Origin of the sequence: Guptibacillus hwajinpoensis (assembly GCF_020524165.1) — a bacterium.
GTDB lineage: Bacteria > Bacillota > Bacilli > Bacillales > Guptibacillaceae > Guptibacillus > Guptibacillus hwajinpoensis_D.
In genome coordinates, this window is record NZ_JAIVKU010000004.1 from 449,828 (window position 1) to 471,210 (window position 21,383).

Annotated in this window: 23 protein-coding genes; 22 read left to right on the forward strand and 1 reads right to left on the reverse strand. The window is 40.0% G+C overall.

Annotated features, from left to right (window positions below; translation table 11 throughout):
• Positions 1 to 60: 60 nt before the first annotated feature.
• The 4 genes from LC090_RS09445 (at position 61) to LC090_RS09460 (ending at position 3,122) form a co-directional block, all read left to right on the forward strand.
• On the forward strand, positions 61 to 828 hold the full coding sequence (locus tag LC090_RS09445) for a menaquinol-cytochrome c reductase cytochrome b/c subunit (RefSeq protein ID WP_226657468.1): 768 nt from the start codon (positions 61 to 63) through the stop codon (positions 826 to 828).
• A gap of 85 nt (positions 829 to 913) precedes the next feature.
• The gene (locus LC090_RS09450; RefSeq protein ID WP_425590658.1) at positions 914 to 1,507 is read left to right on the forward strand and encodes a DUF1405 domain-containing protein; all 594 of its coding nucleotides are present in this window, start codon (positions 914 to 916) and stop codon (positions 1,505 to 1,507) included.
• Between the two features lie 62 nt (positions 1,508 to 1,569).
• The gene (locus LC090_RS09455; protein ID WP_226657472.1) at positions 1,570 to 2,331 is read left to right on the forward strand and encodes a sporulation protein YpjB; all 762 of its coding nucleotides are present in this window, start codon (positions 1,570 to 1,572) and stop codon (positions 2,329 to 2,331) included.
• 113 nt (positions 2,332 to 2,444) lie between these two features.
• On the forward strand, positions 2,445 to 3,122 hold the full coding sequence (locus tag LC090_RS09460; protein WP_226657475.1) for a zinc metallopeptidase: 678 nt from the start codon (positions 2,445 to 2,447) through the stop codon (positions 3,120 to 3,122).
• Between the two features lie 80 nt (positions 3,123 to 3,202).
• On the opposite strand, the gene LC090_RS09465 is transcribed toward LC090_RS09460, so the two are convergent.
• Positions 3,203 to 4,072, reverse strand: a complete 870-nt coding sequence (locus LC090_RS09465; protein ID WP_226657476.1) for a YitT family protein — start codon at positions 4,070 to 4,072, stop codon at positions 3,203 to 3,205.
• Positions 4,073 to 4,271: 199 nt separating this feature from the next.
• Between LC090_RS09465 and LC090_RS09470 the strand changes: the two genes are divergently transcribed.
• From LC090_RS09470 to nth, 18 genes are all read left to right on the forward strand, one after another.
• Positions 4,272 to 4,589, forward strand: a complete 318-nt coding sequence (locus LC090_RS09470; RefSeq protein ID WP_255648104.1) for a nucleotide pyrophosphohydrolase — start codon at positions 4,272 to 4,274, stop codon at positions 4,587 to 4,589.
• On the forward strand, positions 4,589 to 5,389 hold the full coding sequence (dapB, locus tag LC090_RS09475; protein WP_226658435.1) for a 4-hydroxy-tetrahydrodipicolinate reductase: 801 nt from the start codon (positions 4,589 to 4,591) through the stop codon (positions 5,387 to 5,389). The genes LC090_RS09470 and dapB overlap by 1 nt, the downstream gene beginning before the upstream one ends.
• Before the next feature lie 11 nt (positions 5,390 to 5,400).
• Positions 5,401 to 5,811, forward strand: a complete 411-nt coding sequence (mgsA, locus tag LC090_RS09480) for a methylglyoxal synthase (protein WP_226657480.1) — start codon at positions 5,401 to 5,403, stop codon at positions 5,809 to 5,811.
• Positions 5,792 to 6,505, forward strand: coding sequence for a bacillithiol biosynthesis deacetylase BshB1 (gene bshB1, locus LC090_RS09485; RefSeq protein ID WP_226657482.1), 714 nt, complete (start codon positions 5,792 to 5,794; stop codon positions 6,503 to 6,505). Before mgsA ends, bshB1 begins: the two co-directional genes overlap by 20 nt.
• A complete protein-coding gene (gene bshA / locus LC090_RS09490; protein WP_226657484.1) occupies positions 6,502 to 7,638 on the forward strand; it encodes an N-acetyl-alpha-D-glucosaminyl L-malate synthase BshA in 1,137 nt (378 codons plus the stop codon). Before bshB1 ends, bshA begins: the two co-directional genes overlap by 4 nt.
• Complete coding sequence (locus LC090_RS09495; RefSeq protein WP_226657486.1) at positions 7,635 to 8,822, forward strand: CCA tRNA nucleotidyltransferase; 1,188 nt, start codon at positions 7,635 to 7,637, stop codon at positions 8,820 to 8,822. Before bshA ends, LC090_RS09495 begins: the two co-directional genes overlap by 4 nt.
• Positions 8,807 to 9,784 (forward strand): biotin--[acetyl-CoA-carboxylase] ligase, encoded by a 978-nt coding sequence (locus tag LC090_RS09500; RefSeq protein ID WP_226657488.1) that lies wholly within the window; start codon positions 8,807 to 8,809, stop codon positions 9,782 to 9,784. The genes LC090_RS09495 and LC090_RS09500 overlap by 16 nt, the downstream gene beginning before the upstream one ends.
• 269 nt (positions 9,785 to 10,053) lie before the next feature.
• Entirely contained in the window at positions 10,054 to 10,893 is an 840-nt protein-coding gene (gene panB / locus LC090_RS09505) for a 3-methyl-2-oxobutanoate hydroxymethyltransferase (RefSeq protein ID WP_226657490.1), read from the forward strand.
• Positions 10,890 to 11,753 carry a pantoate--beta-alanine ligase gene (gene panC, locus LC090_RS09510; RefSeq protein ID WP_226657492.1) on the forward strand — a complete coding sequence of 288 codons (864 nt, stop codon included), beginning with the start codon at positions 10,890 to 10,892 and terminating at the stop codon, positions 11,751 to 11,753. Before panB ends, panC begins: the two co-directional genes overlap by 4 nt.
• Before the next feature lie 3 nt (positions 11,754 to 11,756).
• Positions 11,757 to 12,140, forward strand: coding sequence for an aspartate 1-decarboxylase (panD, locus tag LC090_RS09515; protein WP_226657494.1), 384 nt, complete (start codon positions 11,757 to 11,759; stop codon positions 12,138 to 12,140).
• A gap of 242 nt (positions 12,141 to 12,382) precedes the next feature.
• On the forward strand, positions 12,383 to 15,178 hold the full coding sequence (gene dinG / locus LC090_RS09520; RefSeq protein WP_226657496.1) for an ATP-dependent DNA helicase DinG: 2,796 nt from the start codon (positions 12,383 to 12,385) through the stop codon (positions 15,176 to 15,178).
• A gap of 43 nt (positions 15,179 to 15,221) precedes the next feature.
• Positions 15,222 to 16,046: a ComEC/Rec2 family competence protein gene (locus tag LC090_RS09525; protein WP_226657499.1), complete on the forward strand. Its 825-nt coding sequence runs from the start codon at positions 15,222 to 15,224 to the stop codon at positions 16,044 to 16,046.
• A gap of 284 nt (positions 16,047 to 16,330) precedes the next feature.
• Entirely contained in the window at positions 16,331 to 16,501 is a 171-nt protein-coding gene (locus LC090_RS09530; protein WP_226657501.1) for a YpmA family protein, read from the forward strand.
• 12 nt (positions 16,502 to 16,513) lie between these two features.
• On the forward strand, positions 16,514 to 17,011 hold the full coding sequence (locus LC090_RS09535) for a DUF5590 domain-containing protein (protein WP_226657502.1): 498 nt from the start codon (positions 16,514 to 16,516) through the stop codon (positions 17,009 to 17,011).
• 22 nt (positions 17,012 to 17,033) lie between these two features.
• Positions 17,034 to 18,218 carry a pyridoxal phosphate-dependent aminotransferase gene (locus LC090_RS09540; protein WP_226657504.1) on the forward strand — a complete coding sequence of 395 codons (1,185 nt, stop codon included), beginning with the start codon at positions 17,034 to 17,036 and terminating at the stop codon, positions 18,216 to 18,218.
• A gap of 146 nt (positions 18,219 to 18,364) precedes the next feature.
• Positions 18,365 to 19,657, forward strand: a complete 1,293-nt coding sequence (gene asnS / locus LC090_RS09545) for an asparagine--tRNA ligase (protein WP_226657506.1) — start codon at positions 18,365 to 18,367, stop codon at positions 19,655 to 19,657.
• Positions 19,658 to 19,856: 199 nt separating this feature from the next.
• Positions 19,857 to 20,573 carry a DnaD domain-containing protein gene (locus LC090_RS09550; RefSeq protein WP_226657508.1) on the forward strand — a complete coding sequence of 239 codons (717 nt, stop codon included), beginning with the start codon at positions 19,857 to 19,859 and terminating at the stop codon, positions 20,571 to 20,573.
• A gap of 87 nt (positions 20,574 to 20,660) precedes the next feature.
• Positions 20,661 to 21,320: an endonuclease III gene (gene nth, locus LC090_RS09555; protein ID WP_226657510.1), complete on the forward strand. Its 660-nt coding sequence runs from the start codon at positions 20,661 to 20,663 to the stop codon at positions 21,318 to 21,320.
• The last annotated feature ends 63 nt before the right edge of the window (positions 21,321 to 21,383 follow it).

Here is a 21,383-nt window from a genome sequence, read left to right on the forward strand (position 1 = left end):
TATTTTAAGGAACTTATATTTAATTGACGACACAATTTTTTATACGAAGGAGGGGGACAGATGCATCGCGGAAAAGGAATGAAGTTTGTTGGCGACTCGCGTATCCCTGCGCAGAGAAAGCCTAACATTCCAAAAGATTATTCAGAGTACCCCGGCAAAACAGAAGCGTTTTGGCCGAACTTCTTGTTAAAAGAGTGGATGGTAGGTGCGGTATTCCTAATCGGTTACTTAGCTCTAACAATCGCCCATCCATCTCCGCTTGAGCGTGTAGCGGACCCTACCGATGCCACGTATACACCACTTCCTGACTGGTACTTTCTCTTTCTTTACCAGCTCTTGAAGTACAAATTTGCAGCTGGTGACTATACACTTGTAGGTACAGTCGTTATGCCAGGCCTTGCATTTGGTGCACTTCTTCTTGCTCCTTGGCTTGATCGAGGTCCTGAAAGAAGACCTGCTAAGCGACCTGTAGCAACAGCATTAATGCTTCTTGGTCTTATTTCAACAGTTTACCTAACATGGGAATCAGTTGTAACGCATGACTGGGAGAAAGCTGCTAAGCAAGGGGAAATTGTTGAAGCTGAGGTAGACAAAGAGTCTGAAGGTTATGCCATTTACTCCGGACAATCTTGTATTGGATGCCATGGTGATAGTCTTCAGGGAGGATCAGGTCCATCACTTCTTGAAACAAAACAAACGAAAGAATCCATTATGGACATTGCTGTAAACGGAATCGGCGGAATGCCAGCAAATGCTTTTAAAGGTTCTGATGAGGAACGTGAAAAGCTAGCTGAATTTATTGCTGAAACGGCTAAGGCAAATCAATAAGATGAAAAAGCTGACTGATGCAGTCAGCTTTTTTCTAATTTAGCTTGAACATACTATAAAATCTCTAAAGAAGGAGATCAAGATGATTTCTCAATTCTTTTATTTGCTTAAATCAAAACCTTTTCTCGTATTATTGCTGCTCATCAATATACCTGGGACAGTATATGGATATTATTGGTACGGATGGCAACTTGCTGACACAAAGCCGATATTTCTACTATTTGTGCCAGACAGTCCTACGGCTAGTCTTTTCTTTTGTTTTGTATTACTTGCATTTGTTTTTGGGAAAAACTGGCCCCTTATGGAAGGGCTAGCAGCCGTAACGTTATTCAAATATGGCATCTGGGCAGTCGTCATGAATGGTCTTGTCATGGTTGAAACAGGACAACTTTCTGCAGTTGCGATTATGCTTATCCTCTCGCATTTAGGGATGGCCATTGAAGGCTTATTATTTACTCCTTTTTATACAATAAAACCCTGGCATTTAGTAGTAGTCTCGATTTGGACATTACATAATGATGTAATTGATTATGTGTTTGGTCAAATGCCACGCTATTCGATCTTAAGCGAATATACATCACTCATTGGATATTTTACATTTTGGCTATCGCTACTTTCCCTGGCGATTGTGTATTTCTTAGCCGTTCGAAAAGGAAAATTGAAGCTCTCAATTCAATAACGTCGATGGTCTACTCTTGTCCATTTCTTCATACATTGAAGTAGGAAGAAGGAGGGACAGGGATGGGTAGACGATGGCTCCTATTAGTGTTGCTTTTTGCGCTCCCGGTAAATGTACATGCTTCACAAGCCGATACGAAACAAGTCTGGAATGATATAGCCGCAAATGTCCTGGAATTTGGTAAGCAAGAGCAGTTTGATCGTTCAAAAATGATGTTGGATAAGTTTTCAACTGTTTTTCCTGGTGATCAGTCAAGTCAGTTATCAAATACGGAACTTAGAGTGATTCTAAACACACATGATCGAGCGCTCAAAGCTGTGACATCAACGGATGAAGCGAATGACCAGCGAATCCAAGCTTTAACAGAATTTCGATTAGCAGTTGATGCATTAGTAACAGACAAACAGCCGATATGGCATCAAACAGATGATCAGATTCTTCCATTAATTAATGAAATGGCCACAGCAATTGAACATGGTGACGTAGATGTTTATAACGCTAGTAAAGACCGCTTTTTAGGAAGTTATAGTGTGATTCGACCTGCACTAGCAATTGACCTATCACCAGAAACCCAGCAGCGATTGGACTCTCATATTGCATTCATCGAAAGCTATGCATCAGAACGAAATTCAGAATTAACCGGTCAGCTTCAAACGATGTATGATGATTTTGAAAAGGCTTATGATCCATCTCATTCTGAAGAGTCTTCTCTTTTATGGTTAATTCTTTCGATTGGTGGAACGATTATTTTGACACTACTGTATGTGATTTATCGAAAATATAAAGGGGAAAAAGAATCATTGAGGAAGAAACAGGTTGAGTAAATTTGAAGATCTTGTGAACCTGAAACAGTGTAATTGACTTTCCACACAAATTTGACTAAAATTGACGTTAATAACAGTTTTAATGCAATTACACATGTGATGGAGGAATGAAAATGGCTGGTTTTTTAATATATTTTGCGCTTTTGTTAATCATTCCACTCTGGGCTCAAGGTCGAGTGAAAAGCGCCTATAAAAAATATTCAAAAGTTCCCAATTCTTCTGGAATGACAGGCGCACAGGTAGCGAGGAAAATTCTTGATGAAAATGGCTTGTATTCAGTAGGGGTGGAAGAAGTCCGTGGGCATCTTTCAGATCATTATGATCCTCGATCTAAGACAGTAAGGCTGTCATCAGGAAATTTTAATGGATATTCCGTTGCTGGAGCAGCCATAGCTGCTCACGAAGTAGGCCACGCAATTCAGGATGAGCAAGATTATGCACCTCTTAGATTCCGCCATACGCTTGTTCCGGTTGCGAATCTTGGTTCGAATTTTAGCTATTTTATCATTCTCGCTGGGATTCTCATGTCTTCTGCAAACTTTATCCTACTCGGCATCATTTTTATGAGTGCGGCAGTCTTGTTCCAGTTAGTCACTCTTCCGGTAGAATTTAATGCTTCTAATAGAGCTATGGAACAAGTTGTATCCACTGGAGTCATCCGTAATGATGAAGAAAGAGAAACCAAGAAAGTATTGAACGCAGCAGCGTTAACGTACGTAGCAGCAGCTGTAGTGGCTTTACTAGAATTGTTACGCTTTGTATTCATTTTTATAGGAATGAACGAAGATTAATAAAAATCTCGCCTTCGGGCGAGATTTTTTAAGTTGATGAGTCTTCTCACATTTCCCGTTTCTTCTAATAAATGACAATGTTAATGCTCAATTGGATTTTTATTTTCATCAAGCGTAAACCCTTCACCTAGCACATCGTGTACATCATTTACAGCTACGAAAGCATGGGGATCCACCTGCTTGATAATGTTCTTTAAGCGAACGATTTCATTCCGTGCAACTACGCAATAAAGAATTTCCTTTTGTAATCCAGAAAAACTCCCTTTTCCGTTTAATACTGTCGCACCTCTGTCCATTTGGCTCATAATTGTATCAGCTATTTCTTTATTGTTTTCACTAATGATCATAGCGGCTTTCGCTGCATATGCGCCTTGCTGAATGAAATCGATTACTCGAGCTGCTACAAAAACGGCTAACAGCGTATACATAGCTTCTTTGTAATTTAAATAAACTAGAGACAGGGCGATCACACAAAAGTCAAAGACAAACATGGTTTTGCCCATGCTCCATCCAATGTATTTTGATCCAAGTCTTGCAATTATATCTACGCCCCCAGTAGTCCCTCCATACCTGAAAATAATACCGAGACCAACCCCTACAAAAACCCCAGCAAATAAGGCGGCAAGTGTTAAATCATCTTTTAACGGAATTGAAAGTGCTGAATAATGCTGGAAAATCCATAGAAATAAAGATAAGGAAACGGTTCCAATAATCGTGTAAATAAATGCTTTTCGACCAAGTAGTTTCCATCCAATCAGAAATAAGGGAATGTTAAGAACAAGATTTGAAATGGCTGGGTCTATTTTAAATAGAAAATAAAGTAACAGCGTAATGCCTGTGAATCCACCTTCTGCTAAATTGTTTTCCATATTGAAATGCACGAGGCCAAAAGCAAATATCGCAGAGCCTAATAAGATAAAAAACACGTTCTTCGTTCGTATACCTTCCATCTAACACACTCCTCATTAGTCCACCAACAGACTTCATTATAATCAAATGGTGAGCAGACAGCAATTTCATTTTGATAAACTCGATATATATTTATGAAAAGAACTCAAGTGAAACATTTGTCAAATGTCCTTCTTTTAGCTAACATAAGAACTGATGTGAAAGGTGGAATGGTTAGTGGCTAAACGCACAATACATGACATGCAAAAAGAGGTAGATCAATACATAAGTCAATTTAAAGAGGGTTACTTCAGCCCACTTGCCATGCTTGCTAGAATGACGGAAGAGCTTGGTGAGCTTGCTCGCGAAATTAATCATTATCATGGTGAAAAACCAAAAAAGAACAGCGAAGAAGAACGAACGATTGAAGATGAGATGGGAGATCTTTTATTTGTGCTTACTTGTTTTGCGAATTCGTTAGATATTGATCTTGACGAAGCATTCGGAAGAGTGATGGTCAAATTCGAAACCAGAGACAAGGATCGTTGGACAAAGATTGAAAAGGAGAGTGGCGAATGATGGAAGATGTGAAAATTGTTATCGCAGGACCACGTGGGAATATGGGGATGGAAGCAGTGAAACTTGTCGATCGGACAGCTCATTTCACGTTAGTGGCTGCGGTAGATCGCAAAGATTCTGGAGAAAAGGTGGCAGATATTAGCGGCCTTCCTTCACTAGATGCCCCGATTTATACAGATCTAGATCAGTGTTTGTCTGAAGTAGATTGTGATGTGTTGATTGATTTAACAACGCCCGAATATGGAAAGAAACACATGGAAATTGCATTTCGGCACGGCGTGCGTCCAGTAGTTGGAACTACAGGGTTTTCAAATGAAGATGTGGAAGAGCTATCAAGAACGGCCGAAGAAACTGGTCTGGGAGCGATTATTGCCCCTAACTTTGCGATCGGTGCAGTGTTGATGATGAAATTTGCCACTATGGCGGCTAAATATTTCACTGATGTTGAAATTATTGAACAACATCATGACCGGAAACTAGATGCACCCTCTGGAACAGCCGTAAAAACCGCAAAAATGATTTCAGAAGTAAGAGATGAAAAGAAGCAGGGTCATGAGGACGAGCGTGAGGATCTTAAGGGCGCTCGGGGTGCAGATTATGAAGGTATGCGAATTCATAGCGTTCGTTTGCCAGGTCTTGTGGCTCATCAAGAAGTGCTGTTTGGAGGCGAAGGACAAACTTTAAAAATTCGTCATGATTCTATGAATAGAGCTTCCTTTATGCCAGGTGTGCAGCTTGCTGTGGAAACTGTTTTAAAAATTGATCAGCTTGTTTACGGCCTTGAAAATATAATGGAGTAGGGGATGTTCTTATGAAAATCGCTTTAATCGCGCACGATAAGAAAAAAGACGATCTTGTTCGTTTTACGCTGGCATATAAAATGATTTTAGATCCACATGATCTTTATGCGACTGGTACTACTGGCAAACGAATAATTGATGAAACAGGCTTAAACGTGCATCGTTATCAATCTGGTCCACTTGGTGGAGATCAACAAATTGGCGCCATGATTGCAGAAAATGATATGGATGCAGTGATTTTCTTTCGAGATCCCCTAACAGCACAACCACATGAGCCAGATATTACAGCGCTCATCCGGCTATGTGATGTATATGATATTCCGCTCGCAACGAATATGGGCAGTGCGGAAATACTTGTCCATGCTCTTGCAAGGGGTGAACTGGATTGGAGAGAAATTATACATGGAAGAAATAACACTTGATATACTCGCATTTGGAGCCCACGCAGATGATGTTGAAATTGGGATGGGTGGGACATTAAAGAAATTGGCTGAGGAAGGCAAGAAGACGGGAATTTGTGATTTAACAGAAGCTGAACTGTCATCAAACGGTACTGTTTTTAAAAGACATCACGAAGCCCGGCATGCAGGTGAAATTTTGTCTGTGACAACACGTTTAAATATGAAATTTCCGGACCGTGGATTGACAATCTCAGACGATAAAATTTCAGCGCTAGTTAAAATAATACGAACAAAGAAACCTCAGGTAGTGTTTGTTCCATACGCAGAAGATCGGCATCCGGACCATGGTCATGCTGCTAAATTAGTCGAAGAAGCCGTTTTTTCAGCGGGAATTCGTAAGTATCAACCGAATTTAGGAGAGGCCCATAAAGTAAGTCAAATTTATTATTACTTTATTAATGGATTCCATCGTCCTCAATTCACGATTAACATTACAAATCAAATAGGGGCAAAAAGAAAATCGCTGGAAGCTTATGAGAGTCAATTTATTCTTAGCCGGGATAGTGTAAATACTCCTTTAACGAATGGCTATGTAGATAAGGTGATTTATCGTGAATACTTATATGGAAAAGAGTCAGGCGTAGAGTATGCAGAAGGGTTCATTGCGAAGAACCTTCTGTGCATGGAAGAATTCCCGTTAGGAGAAAGACAATGACATTAAAAATTGGTATCACTTGCTATCCAACTGTGGGAGGCTCTGGCGTTATCGCGACGGAGCTTGGAAAGATGCTGGCGGAAAAGGGACACGAAGTTCACTTTATAACAAGTAGTGTGCCGTTCCGTCTGGATACGTTTCATCCCAACATTTATTTTCATGAAGTTGAAGTGAATCAATATGCCGTTTTTCGCTATCCTCCTTATGATTTAACGCTTGCGAGTAAAATGGCAGAGGTGATTCAACGTGAAAAACTTGATTTACTTCATGTGCACTATGCTGTACCACACGCCGTTTGTGCATTTCTTGCAAAAGAGATGGTTGGAGGAGATGTCAAAATCGTCACCACTCTTCATGGAACGGACATTACGGTACTTGGATACGACCCGTCACTAACGCAATTAATTCGATTTGGAATAGAAAAGTCGGATCGCGTCACAGCTGTCTCAAATGATCTGGTTGATCAAACGCATCGATTGCTTGAAACAGATAAACCGATTGACACAGTGTATAACTTTGTAGATGAACGAATTTATTATCCAAAAGCACCGGCAGACCTAAAAAAAAGTTATGGCATTACCGATCATGAAAAGGTTATTGTTCATATTTCGAATTTTAGAGCAGTGAAACGTGTACCTGATGTGATTAAGGTGTTTAAACGTATACAAGAAAAAATGCCAGCAAAACTTTTACTTATTGGTGATGGTCCTGAGATTCAAGTGGCATGTCGACTCGTAAACGATTTAGGATTAAAAGATAAAGTGAAGTTCCTAGGCAAACAGGAAAATGTAGCTGAAATTCTTTCAATCTGTGATCTGAAATTATTATTATCTGAAAAAGAAAGTTTTGGTTTGGTTGCTCTTGAAGCAATGGCGTGTGGTGTTCCAGCGATTGGGACGAACATAGGAGGAATTCCTGAGGTCATTGACCATGAAGTAAACGGGTTTATTGCAGAGGTTGGCAAGATTGACACCATTTCCGCTTATGCTGTGCAGTTACTATCTGATGATGATCTGCATAACCGCATGAGCTCGGCTGCAGTTGAATCTGTAAGAACGAGGTTTGCTTCACAGCGAATACTAGAACAATATGAAGCGATTTATTATAAAACGCTACAGGGAGCACTTACTTGATACAATTAACAGGGAAAGCTTATCAATCTTGTGTCGAAGTATTACAAATTCTTACTAACGCCGGGTTTGAAGCATATATAGTTGGAGGGGCAGTAAGAGATGCGATGCTCGGTTTACCTGTTTCTGATTTTGACCTTGCCTCATCAGCTAAACCTCAAGAAGTGATGGATCTATTTCAAAAAGTCATTCCAACAGGGATCGATCATGGTACCGTTACTGTGATGCATCGTGCGTTTTCTTATGAGGTAACGACATTTAGGACTGATGCGTCTTATACAGATTTCAGGCATCCAAACGCAGTTTCTTATTTAGGGTCTATTGAAGAAGACCTTGCAAGACGTGATTTCACGATGAACAGCATGGCGCTTTCATTAGATGGAACGCTTATCGACCTATATGGAGGTCAAGAAGACATTAAGAATGGTCTCATTCGCACAGTGGGAAATCCACTAGAGCGATTTCAAGAAGATGCGCTCCGGATGATAAGGGCAGTCCGGTTTCAAAGTACGCTTGATTTTTCGCTGGACAAACAAACGGAAGAGGCGCTAAAGAAACAAGCTGACCTGCTTAAATACGTTGCAGTGGAAAGGATTCAAGCGGAATTCAGCAAACTTTTGGCTGGTAAAGGCGTACAACAAGCTCTTATTACTCTTATTGAAGCGAATGTTCATCACATTCTACCAGGCATTCAGCAAATCGAAAAATCGTTTGATGAGGTTCCGTTTTTAGTGAATTTATCAACAGAAGTAGAGCTGTGGGCCTGGTTAGCATCCACCACTGAAGATCCGAAGCGTTTTTTAAAAAGATGGCGATTGTCAAATCGGTTTATTAAAGAAGTAGATCACCTTTTAGAAAATGCAAGAAGTGCACAAGCTAAAGGATGGAATAAGGTAACTGTTTATACAGCTCTTCCAGAAGTGAAGCCATGTGAAAGACTTCTATCGGTATTTGAAAAGCGCCTTCCGGTTATAAAGAATGTGGAGCGGATTACTTCAGAGCTTCCTATAACTTCCTCAACGATGCTTGCTGTGACCGGAGAAGACCTCATTCAATGGAGAGAGATATCCGCTGGTCCATGGGTAGGTGAGGCTCTCAGAGAACTTGAGTTGGCCGTAATCAATGAAGAAATCAAAAATGAGAAATCCAGCATTAGAAGGTGGCTTAAACAGTGGCAGACTCAATAAGGCAGCGCCTGCTGCAAATGCTTGAAGAACATGCGGAAAACTACGTTTCAGGTCAAATGATTAGTGAAACGCTCAATGTTTCGCGAACGGCAATATGGAAACACGTTTCAGAACTTCGTAAAAACGGCTATGAAGTAGAAGCGGTTCAAAAGAAAGGATATCGTATTGTTTCAAGACCGGATATGTTAAGTAAAGAGGAAATTGCTCTCAAGCTAACAACTGATATTCTAGGAAAAACCATTTATACGTATCCAACTGTCGAATCAACGCAGTTTATTGCGCACGATTTAGCTCATCGTGGTACCCCTGAAGGCACGATTATTGTGGCTGATGAACAAACCGCAGGTAAAGGAAGACTTGGACGTTCCTGGCACTCTCCTAGCGGGAGTGGAATTTGGACAAGCATTATCCTTCGTCCAAAACTTCCACCTCAGAGGGCACCTCAGTTCACGCTAATTGCGGCAGTTAGTGTGGTACATGCGATTCGTAAACAAACTGGACTTGAAGCCGAAATCAAGTGGCCGAACGATATTTTGATTGATGGAAAAAAAGTAGTGGGCATCCTAACGGAGCTCCAGGCTGAAGCAGACCAAATTAAATCCATCATTATTGGAATGGGCATTAACGTAAACGCGAGTAAAGAAGATTTTCCGGAAGATTTAACAACGGCAACTTCGCTTAAGATTGAATCAGGTAGGGAAATAACCCGATCAGCTCTTCTGGCTGCCATTTTAAATGAATTAGAAACACTCTATGAAGAATATTTGAAAAATGGATTTAGGATGATCAAGCTACTTTGGGAAAGCTATGCTGTTAGTCTTGGTCGAAAAATAAAGGCTAGAACATTAAATGGTGTTATTGAAGGACTGGCAAAAGGGATTACAGAAGAGGGTGTACTTCTTTTAGAAGATGAAAGCGGGAAGATGCATTATATTTATTCTGCAGATATTGAAATCTGTTGACGAATGTGTCACATTTTCTGCTATACTAACAGATATAAGGGCGGTATCTGATTAGAGCCGCACCATTTACTATGATATTAAAATGATATTCTGCCTTGATCCGTATGGACTGGGACAGAGGGATAAAACCGATAAAGTAACCTCCTTACATGGAGTGTTGCGGCAAGTCTATGTTTCATAGACTGATGGGATACCCCTGTCTGCTGCAATTCCATGTTTGGAGGTTTTTTGTGCGGTGAGATATTCCTCTAAACAAAGGAGGAAATAAGATGAAAACAACCAGTGATTTTAAGAAGATGAAAGAAAAGCTTGATCCAATTGCGATGCTTACTGCCTATGATTATCCTTCAGCAAAACTAGCAGAAAATGCAGGTGTGGATCTTTTGTTAGTAGGCGATTCGGTAGGAATGGTTGCGCTTGGGTACGATTCAACTGTTCCTGTCACGATGGATGATATGGTCCTTCATACGAAAGCAGTGAAACGTGGAGCGCCCCAAACGTTTATTGTAACGGATCTTCCTTTTCTCACCTATCACAGTAATTTTAATGAGACGTTGGCTCATGCAGGAAGACTGATGCAGGAAGCAGGCGCTCATGCCGTTAAGCTTGAAGGCGGTGGGGAAGTCATATCACAAATTCAAAAGTTAACCTCTGCAGGCGTACCGGTAATGGGCCATCTCGGTTTAACACCACAATCTGTTGGCGTATTAGGTGGCTATAAAGTACAGGCAAAAGAATCTGAAAGCGCAGCTTTACTCGTTAAAGAGGCAAAAGCAATTGAAGAAGCAGGCGCTTTTTCCCTTGTCCTCGAATGCGTGCCCCAGCAGCTTACGGAAATGGTGACGGAAGAGCTTTCTATCCCAGTCATAGGTATTGGAGCTGGCGTTCAGGCAGATGGACAAGTTCTCGTTTATCATGATTTGATTGGATATGGCACAGGGCACGTACCTAAGTTCGTGAAGCAATATAGTCATGTTTCAGAAGTGATTTCAAGGGCTGTGAGTGAATATGTGTCTGAGGTAAAAGGTCGTCAATTTCCTGAGCAAAAGCACTCATTTAATATGAAAGCAGAGCAGCTTTCAGGCATGTATGGGGGGACGAGATCATGAAAATAGTTACGACGATTAAAGAAATGCAAACATTTTCAAAACAAATGTTGAGATCGGGTAAGGCGATTGGGTTTGTACCTACAATGGGTTATCTTCATGAAGGCCATATGAGTCTTGTGGAGGAAGCAGTGAAACAAAATGATTGCGTTATCATGAGCATTTTTGTGAACCCCTTACAATTTGGTCCTGATGAAGATTTTGATCGCTATCCGAGAGATTTGAAGCGCGATGAAGAACTTGCGAAACAAGCTGGAGTTGACGTTCTATTTTATCCAGATGTCAAAGATATGTATCCAAAAGAACGTACTACGAGATTAACTGTGCAGGAACGAGTGGATACATTATGTGGTGATTCACGGCCGGGGCACTTTGATGGAGTAGCTACTGTTGTAATGAAATTACTGCAAATCGTTCTTCCGGATCGTGCTTATTTTGGCATGAAAGATGCACAGCAAGTAGCCGTGATAAAAGGCCTTGTGGAGGATTATAATGTTCCTGTTGAGGTCGTACCCTGTCCCATCATTCGTGAGGAAGACGGACTTGCGAAAAGCTCACGCAATGTGTATTTAACACCAACTGAACGAAAAGAGGCCATTCAGTTATCAAGAAGTCTTGATGTAGCAACGAAGGCAATTGAACTTGGAGAAACAGATCCGGTAATAATTAAAGACCTTATCTTCTCCTTGTTAAAACAGACGTCTGGAAAAATTGATTATGTTGAAGTTCTTTCATATCCAGACTTAGGAAATATTGAAGTGATGAAAGGAAAGATCATTATCGCAGTAGCAGTTCAATTTTCTGCTGCACGACTGATCGATAATAAAGTTACAACAAGTCAAGAAATAGCGATAGGAGTGTAGAAAATGTTTGTCACTATGATGAAGGGCAAAATCCACCGAGCACGTGTAACGGAAGCTAATTTAAACTATGTAGGGAGTATTACAATTGATGAGGATATTATTGATGCTGTAGGAATGCTTCCGAATGAAAAAGTTCAAATTGTAAATAATAATAATGGAGCAAGACTAGAAACATACATTATTCCGGGTGAAAGAGGAACGGGGGTTGTTTGCTTAAATGGAGCAGCTGCACGACTCGTTCAAGAAGGAGACGTTGTGATTATTGTCGCTTACGCTATGATGAGCGAAGTAGAAGCGAAACAGTTCACGCCACGAGTAGCTATCATGAATGAGAATAATGCGATCGTCGATATGATTGGGCTAGAGCCTGAAGCAACAATTTTATAAGAAAAAGCTCTGGACCTGGTCCAGAGCTTTTTTTGAAGATTAATTAAATGCGTATGATTAAGCAATTGCTACTCAATGATCTCAGGGTGCATCGTGTTCTTAAATAGAGCGGTCGATGGTTTAGGAAGTTTTTTAGTAAATCCCATTCAAAGGAATAAGAAATTATTTTCCGTTCAAGTGAAAAAATGATAAAGTAATGAAGGTGACCGCTTAAAGGGTTGAAGCAACTGAGGTGAAAACGTATGAATCGATATACCATTATAGATTTTGAAACAACGGGAAATTCCCCTAAAAATGGGGATCGGATTATTCAGATAGGACTAGCAGTAGTGGAAGACGGGATGATTGTTGATCGGTATGCAACATTTGTAAACCCTGAAAAATCACTTCCTCTCTTTATTCAACAATTGACTGGAATATCTGATGAGGATTTGAAGAATGCACCATTATTTGAAGAAGTTGCTCCTGAACTTCTGAAAAGACTGGATGGGGCTTATTTTGTCGCCCATAATGTACGGTTTGACCTTAACTTTATGAATGCGCAGCTTGATGCGAGTGGATACGATCCATTTACAGGACCAACAATCGACACAGTCGAGCTAGCCCGGATTCTATTGCCAACAGCTGAAGCATATAAGTTATCATCGCTAGCGGAGTATTTAGAAATCCAGCATGATAACCCTCATCAAGCAGATAGCGACGCTGAAGTAACAGCCGAACTTTTGCTGTTTCTTTTTGATAAGTTGTATGGTTTACCTCTTGTGACATTAGAACAGTTAGGCGAACTTTCTACTCGACTGTATAGCGATATGGAAGTGGTCTTACATGAAATGATGCAAGACAAAAAGAATAGGATTGAACCAGAAGGCAATTTTGAAGTCTTTCGAGATATTGCGATTAAGTTACAAGAGCAAATTAGTGAGGTAGAATCTCCTCACCAAACGATTCGATTTGCAACGGCGCAGAAAGAGTTTGAAGAACAAATGGCTGAGACAATTCCCAACTTTGAAGTGCGAGCAGGCCAAAGCGATATGATGAAGCAAGTGGCTCATGCTTTTGACACGAATCAGCATATTTTAATCGAAGCAGGGACAGGAATAGGGAAATCATTAGGCTATTTAATGCCAGGAGTCGTTCACGCTAAAAACTCTGGTAAGCCAGTTGTCGTTAGCACGCACACCATTCAATTACAAGAACAGCTTTTACAACGAGATCTTCCTTTTCTTCGCGATATCTTGCCATTTACCTTTAGCGCTACAATTATCAAGGGGAGAAGTCATTATCTGGACTTAACTCGTTTTGAACAACAGTTACTTCACGTGGAAGAAGACAATTACGATACCATTCTAACGAAGGCGCAAATTCTCATCTGGCTACTTGAAACTGACTATGGTGACGTAGAAGAATTAAATCTTTCTAGCGGTGGAAAGATTTTCTGGCATCAGGTGAAAAGTGACGCTGCCGTTTCTGCTAATCATCGTTCTCCCTGGTTCTCACGTGACTTCTATCATCGAAGAAAGCGATTTGCAATGAATGCTGATTTAATCATTACGAATCATGCTTTATTATTCAGTGATTTAATAAATGAACATCAATTATTACCCGCTTATCAGCAGGCAGTGATTGATGAAGCTCATCATCTTGAAGATATTGCTACAGAGTTTTTTGGCATAAAAACAGATTATTTTTCTATCTTACAAGGGTTTGTGCGTATGGGATTAAAAGATGGTGACGGTATTTATGGAAAAGTGCTAAGCATTTTGAAAAACCTTGAAGTGGAAGTAGAAGATACAAAACATGAAATAGATGCTTATGTAAAAACAATTCTCGGAGATGTGGATGAACTTTTCCGTATGCTCCATGCTTATGTACAAAAAAACATTCACAGATCAAACGAAATTGGACGACTAAGCTATCGAATTACAAATGAGAGTAGCCGTGCATGGGAAGCCATTCAGGAAGCTGCACATCGATTGGTTTTCTATTTGAAAGATTTAGATAAATCTTTGAAGACACTAGAGAAAGAACTCGACCTTAAAGAAGATGAGTTAACACGTGAACAATTAAACACCGCCGCTGATTTTAAAGGAATACATGCTTCTGTGTTAGAGGAACTTTCTAAAGTAGACTATCTTCTTCTGAATGAAAGTGAAACAGATGTAAAGTGGGTAGAAATTGATCCAAAAGGATCGTTGAATTCGGCATTTCTGTTCAGTAGACCAGTGGAGGTAGGCTCACTGCTTTCGACCGACTATTTCGGTAAGAAAAAAAGTATATTGCTAACATCCGCTACGCTTACAGTGAAAAATTCGTTTGATTATATGATAAAACGACTTGGATTAGAAGAATTCGGACCCCTTATCTATCAGTATCACTCTCCATTTGATTATAGTGAACAAGCAAGACTGATGATACCAACGGATTTGCCGATGATCAAGGATGTATCAGATCTTCAATTTGTTGAGCATATTACAGATGCTATTCTACAAATAGCACGCGTCACGCGAGGAAGAATGCTTGTCTTGTTTACGTCGTATGATATGCTCAAAAAAGCGCATCACCGGATGAAGGAATTAATTGTTCATGATGAATTGACATTGATTAGTCAGGGTGTTGATAGCGGCAGTCGGGTGCGTTTAACAAAGAATTTCAAAGAAAGTGAAGACGCAATTCTTTTTGGTACGAGTAGCTTCTGGGAGGGTGTCGATATTCCGGGAGAAGATTTAAGCTGTCTTATTATTGTACGACTTCCGTTTTCACCACCTGATAACCCAGTGTTTCAGGCAAGATCAGAGCAACTAAAAAGCCTCGGGGGAAACCCATTTATGGAATTGTCGCTACCTGAAGCGATTATCCGTTTTAAACAGGGATTTGGTCGACTTGTACGTTCTCAACGCGATCGTGGTGCGGTGTTTGTCTTCGATCGTCGAATTATTTCAACAAGATACGGACGATTATTTATCAAATCCTTACCTGATGTACCCCTAGTCAAGGGGACAACTGAAGAATTAGTTAATGAACTAGATCTCTGGTTATAATACACTTCTTCATCACAAACTACTTCTAAGAGGAGGGATTGTGATGAAGAAATTAAATACGCTACTCATAACCATTTTTTGTCTTATGGGAATTGCGACGAGTGCTGAAGCCTCTATTCAATCGGTTGATTTTCATTTAAGAAATCATGAAGTAGCCGTTACATTTCTTGATCTTTCAATTGGAGAGGCCATTCTTCTTCAATCAAAAGAGGAGGGAGCGGTCCTGATTAATACAGGCAGCTCTCGATCAGAAAAAGAGCTCATCGATCGATTACAAATGTTTAAAGTTAAAGAATTAAGAAAAGTGTGGCTAACTAATGCAGATGAAGCATATGCTGGAAATTTCTCCAACTTACTTCATTATTTTGATGTAGAAGAAGTTGTTTTATCAGAAGGGGTAGAAAAGGCATTTCTTCCATCCATTCCATCACATCTCCAAAAAACACACCTTCATGAAAATCAACAGCTTCAGCTGATGGAAGATGTAAAAGTGGAAATTCTGAACATCTCTAAGGCAGGCTCCGCTACTTTTATGCTATCCTTAGGAAGTCAGGATTTATTAATGATGGGAGAAACAAATCTTGATCTTGAAGAGGAAATTGCTTCTTCTGGGAAAGCGGTTGAAGTCTTAAAAGTAGCTAATTTTGGTGCAGGAAATGGTAGTTCAACCGAATTTCTAAGTGCTATTGATCCACAGATGGCCGTTATCTTTCGGCATAACAATATTGATGTAAGTGAATCTGTTCTTGAACGGTTAAATGAGAGTTGGACGGACGTCTATTATCCTTATCGAATTGGAAGCGTCACCCTTCGTATCCAGAATGACCGTTACGATGTTATTACGCTTCCTACAAAAGAAACAAGATAAAAATTTCCTTATCGAATATGTTGCAAAAAAACGAAACTTATTTAAAAATAGGAAGAGAAAATGCATTAGTAAAGATTTTGCTACGAAAGCTACATGAAAAATAGCCTGCGCATGGCGCAGGCACTGTTGGAAGTGGAGCAGATTTCGTGCACCGTCTCTGACGGTACTTATAGTTTGTCTCACCTTTTGCCATCTATAAGTAGTAAATTTATCCCGGAGCGATCGCATAACACCACATAGGCGACTAAAACCGTCAACACACATAGCATAGGGAGATGACAGGAATGGAAAACAATATTGAAGTTTTATTTACTGTAAAGGTGAGTAAGTCACTTGATATTTACAAAATTGTTGATTCGTTAAACCGCACCTTAAAAGAAAAAGATCTTATGTTTGGACTCGCACTTGATGAAGAAGATCATGATCAAATGATTTTCACGATCTATCGTACATAATAGGGTGATTGTATGCGACTGATAGGAATTATTGCCGGTATTATCGTAGCCGTGTTGATTTGGCAAGGAATCTCTTTTTATCATGACATTACGGATCATCCCGAACAGTTAGAGGAGAAAGCGATCGCTAGAGCTGAATCTGAAGCAGTAATAAAAGATGTGAATAAAGCGATTCAATATCATGGTACAAGTCATGCTTATGTTGTGTTACAAGGTAGTGATAAAAATGGTGAACAGGTGTATGTTTTTGTACCAAATAAAGATCAACCTCTCGTTTCAAAGAAAGTAGAGGAAGGCGTTAGTGCAGAAACGGTGAAACAAAAACTAGCTGATGATTTTTCTCCGAAAGAAATCATTGCGATTAAACCAGGTATTGAAATAAATCAAGAAAAGAAACAAGTTCTTGTATGGGAAGCAACATTTATTGATACCGATAATCGCTATACGTTCGCCTATTATTATTTTAGTAAAGGGGATTACTGGCGATCACGTTCAATCAAGCAAAGTTAAAGCAATTAAGGGAGGAAGAGAAATGAAATTATCAAATCGTGTAGCAGCTCTGACACCATCTGCCACGTTAGAAATTACTGCAAAAGCAAAAGCGTTAAAAGCAGAAGGTCATGATGTCATTGCACTTGGCGCAGGAGAACCTGATTTTAATACTCCTTCACATATTCTTAATGCAGCTAAGAAAGCAATGGATGAGGGACTAACAAAATATACGCCTTCAGGTGGTATTCTCCCTCTAAAAGAAAGCATTATCGCAAAGTTTCAGGAAGATCAGAACATTGCTTACAATGCTGATGAAATCATTGTGTGTACTGGAGCGAAACATGCGCTTTATACATTGTTTCAAGTAATCCTTGATGAAGGTGATGAGGTCATTATTCCTACACCTTACTGGGTAAGCTACCCTGAACAAGTAAAGCTAGCAGGCGGAAATCCAGTTTATGTAGAGGGGAAAGAAAATCATGCATTTAAAATAACAGTGGCACAGCTAGAAAAAGCTGTCACGCCTCAAACAAAGGCGGTTATTATTAATTCTCCTTCAAACCCAACCGGCTCGATCTATACACCAGATGAGTTGAAAGAAATCGGGGCTTTTTGTTTAGAAAACGATATTCTTATTGTTTCTGATGAAATTTATGAAAAGCTCATTTATGATGGAGCGAAACATACGTCCATCGCAGAACTTTCTACGGAATTAAAAGAACAAACGATTATTATTAATGGCGTATCTAAATCTCATTCAATGACTGGATGGAGAATTGGGTATGCAGCAGGACGAAAAGAAATTATAAAAGCAATGACGAATTTAGCAAGTCATTCCACATCAAATCCAACATCCATTTCACAGTATGCTGCTTTAGCTGCCTATGAAGGGTCACAAGAGCCAGTAAATGAGATGAAAATAGCATTTGAAGAACGATTGAACACCGTTTATGAAAAACTGAATAATATTCCAGGATTTACTTGTGTGAAACCTCAAGGGGCTTTTTATCTGTTCCCTAACGCAAAAGAAGCCGCTGAGAAAACAGGGTTTGCAACGGTCGACGCTTTTGTAAAAGGGCTATTAGAGGAAGAAAAAGTAGCGCTTGTTCCTGGCTCAGGATTTGGTTCGCCTGATAACGTGAGACTATCTTACGCAACATCACTCGAGGTCATTCTCGAAGCGATTGATCGTATCGAACGATTCGTAAAATCCAAACAGGCTTAAGCGAGTTGTTCAATATGCAAATTATCGGTATAATAAGTACCGAACATTCGAATGAGCCATATTAACAAATAGATGCATGGCGCTATTCTCATTAAAATTTGAGAGTGTGCGCCAATTTTTTCTAATCAGTTGGAGGGAAATAAGCAGTGAAAACAACGATTTCAAACGTAAATAAACAGGTGGAACAAACCGTTACAATTGGTGCCTGGTTACATAATAAGCGGTCTAGTGGAAAAATACAGTTTCTTCAGCTTCGCGATGGCACTGGTTTTATTCAAGGCGTAATGGTTAAGAAAGAAGTTTCTGAGGACGCATGGGAAACAGCTAAAAACCTTACGCAAGAATCATCTGTATGGGTAACGGGCGTTGTACGTGAAGATGACCGTTCACAATCAGGATATGAATTAACCGTTACTAATGTGGAGTTAATTCACGAAGCAGTAGATTATCCGATTACACCTAAAGAACATGGTACTGAATTCTTAATGGACAACCGTCATCTATGGATCCGTTCAAGACGCCAAAATGCCATTCTTCGTATCCGAAATGAAATCATTCGCGCAACGTATCAGTTCTTTAACGAAAATGATTTCGTGAAAATTGACCCACCTATCTTAACAGGAAGTTCGGCAGAAGGCACAACGGACCTTTTCCATACCAAATACTTTGAAGAAGATGCTTACCTTTCTCAAAGTGGACAGCTCTATATGGAGGCAGCTGCAATGGCATTTGGTCGCGTTTTTTCCTTTGGCCCAACGTTTCGTGCCGAAAAATCCAAAACGCGTCGTCACTTAATTGAGTTCTGGATGATTGAACCTGAGATGGCGTTTATGAATCACGATGAGAGTCTTGAGGTTCAAGAACAATATGTGAGCTTCCTTGTAAAATCAGTACTAGAAAATTGTCAAATAGAATTAAAAACGCTTGAACGTGATGTTTCAAAACTTGAAGCTATTCAGGCACCTTTCCCACGTATTTCTTATGACGATGCGATCACATTGTTAAAAGATAAAGGATTCACCGATATTGAATGGGGAGAAGACTTTGGAGCTCCACATGAAACGGCAATTGCTGAAAGCTTTGAGAAGCCAGTCTTTATTACAAATTACCCGAAAGACATTAAAGCATTTTATATGAAGCCTGATCCAGAGCGTGAAGAAGTTGTTTTATGTGCTGACTTAATTGCACCAGAAGGCTACGGTGAAATTATCGGTGGTAGTCAACGAATCGATGATCTATCCCTTATGGAAAAGCGCTACGAAGAACATGGCTTAACTGACGATGCTTATAAGTGGTATCTTGAACTGCGTCGTTATGGTTCTGTTCCCCATTCAGGATTTGGTCTTGGATTAGAACGAACAGTTGCCTGGCTTTCAGGTGTGGAACACGTTCGAGAAACAATTCCGTTCCCACGCCTTTTAAATCGTCTATATCCGTGATAAACTAACTAAGCTGACGCTTCTTTCATTATGAGAGAAGCGTCTTTATCTGATTAAATGCCGTAGATAGAAGCATTTCATATGCGAAAAGTGGAATGTATATAGGATGAGAGAAAAAAGCTATGCACAGTATAGGCATTTTTTTCTACTCCCATCACAAAATGCCGGCATGCTATAATGAAAGGTAGAGGTGGATGGGATGAAGAAGGAACAAATCATTCAAATGATGAACGAAGGCCATGTCTCAGTACCGAGGTTGCTATTAAACCACTATGTCGACATTGGTTTAAAAGAAGAAGATGCGTTCTTTTTAATTAAGCTACACAGCTTTATTGATCAGGGAAATTCGTTTCCTACACCTGAAGAACTTGCTTCTACAATGACATATGCGCCTCAAGCTTGTTTAGACAAAATTCAGCAGCTCATGCAAAAAGGTGTTCTCACGATCGAAGAACACCAAAATGACGTGAGAAATTATTATTCAGAAGCCTATTCGCTTCTTCCATTATGGGAAAGAATCTTTAAAGCGATCGAGCAGGAAGAAGCAGAAAAATCTGCTTTGAAAAACATGAAGCAGGAAGAAAGTCTCTATACGTTGTTTGAGCGTGAATTTGCAAGACCACTTTCACCTATAGAATGCGAGACGCTTGCCATGTGGATTGATGCTGATAAGCATGATGCAGAGCTTATCAAAGCTGCCCTAAAAGAAGCTGTACTTGCTGGAAAGTTAAACTTTCGCTACATTGACCGCATTCTTTTTGAATGGAAACGAAACGGCATCAAAACGGTTGAACAAGCAAGAACCTATGGCGAAAAGTTTCGAAAGCACCAGTATGATAAAAAAACGCCTGCTAAAACAGAAACGAAAAATGATTCAGGTCAAAATACGCCCATCTACAACTGGCTTGGACGATAGAAGATTAGCAAAAAGCGGAAGCAGGTCTTCCGCTTTTTGTTTATGCAGAAAGGATAGAAATAGCACTTAAGAAAGGAAGTAGAACTGTTGTTAACGAAACCCCAAATACGGACTGTTCTTGAAACGATGGGAGAAATGTTCCCGGATGCGCACTGTGAATTGCATCATTCCACACCTTTTGAACTTGCCATTGCGGTTGTTCTATCCGCTCAATGTACAGATGCGCTTGTTAATAAAGTAACACCAGGTCTTTTTCAGAAATACAATGGGCCAGAGGATTTTCTTCAAGTGCCGATTGAAGAATTAGAAAACGATATCAGACGAATTGGATTATTTCGTAATAAAGCTAAAAACATTAAAAAACTAGCTAGAACTGTGGTAGAAGAGTATGATGGTGCCCTTCCTGAGACGAGGGAAGAATTAATGGAGTTGTCAGGGGTTGGGCGTAAAACGGCCAATGTGATTGCCTCAGTAGCGTTTCATGTACCAGCGATCGCTGTGGATACGCACGTTGAGAGAGTAAGCAAGCGTCTTGGAATATGCAGGTGGAAAGACTCTGTACTTGAAGTAGAAAAAACGCTGATGCGAAAAATTCCAGAAGAAGAGTGGTCCGTGTCTCATCATCGCTTTATCTTCTTTGGAAGGTACCATTGTAAAGCGCAATCACCGCAGTGTGAAATCTGTCCACTGTTAGAGCTATGTCGAGAAGGGCAAAAGCGGATGAAGCAAAGAGCCCGAAGGAAGTAAGGCGTTAATTTGATTAAAAACTAATGAAAAGCCCAATCTGCTCGCAGATTGGGCTTTAATGTA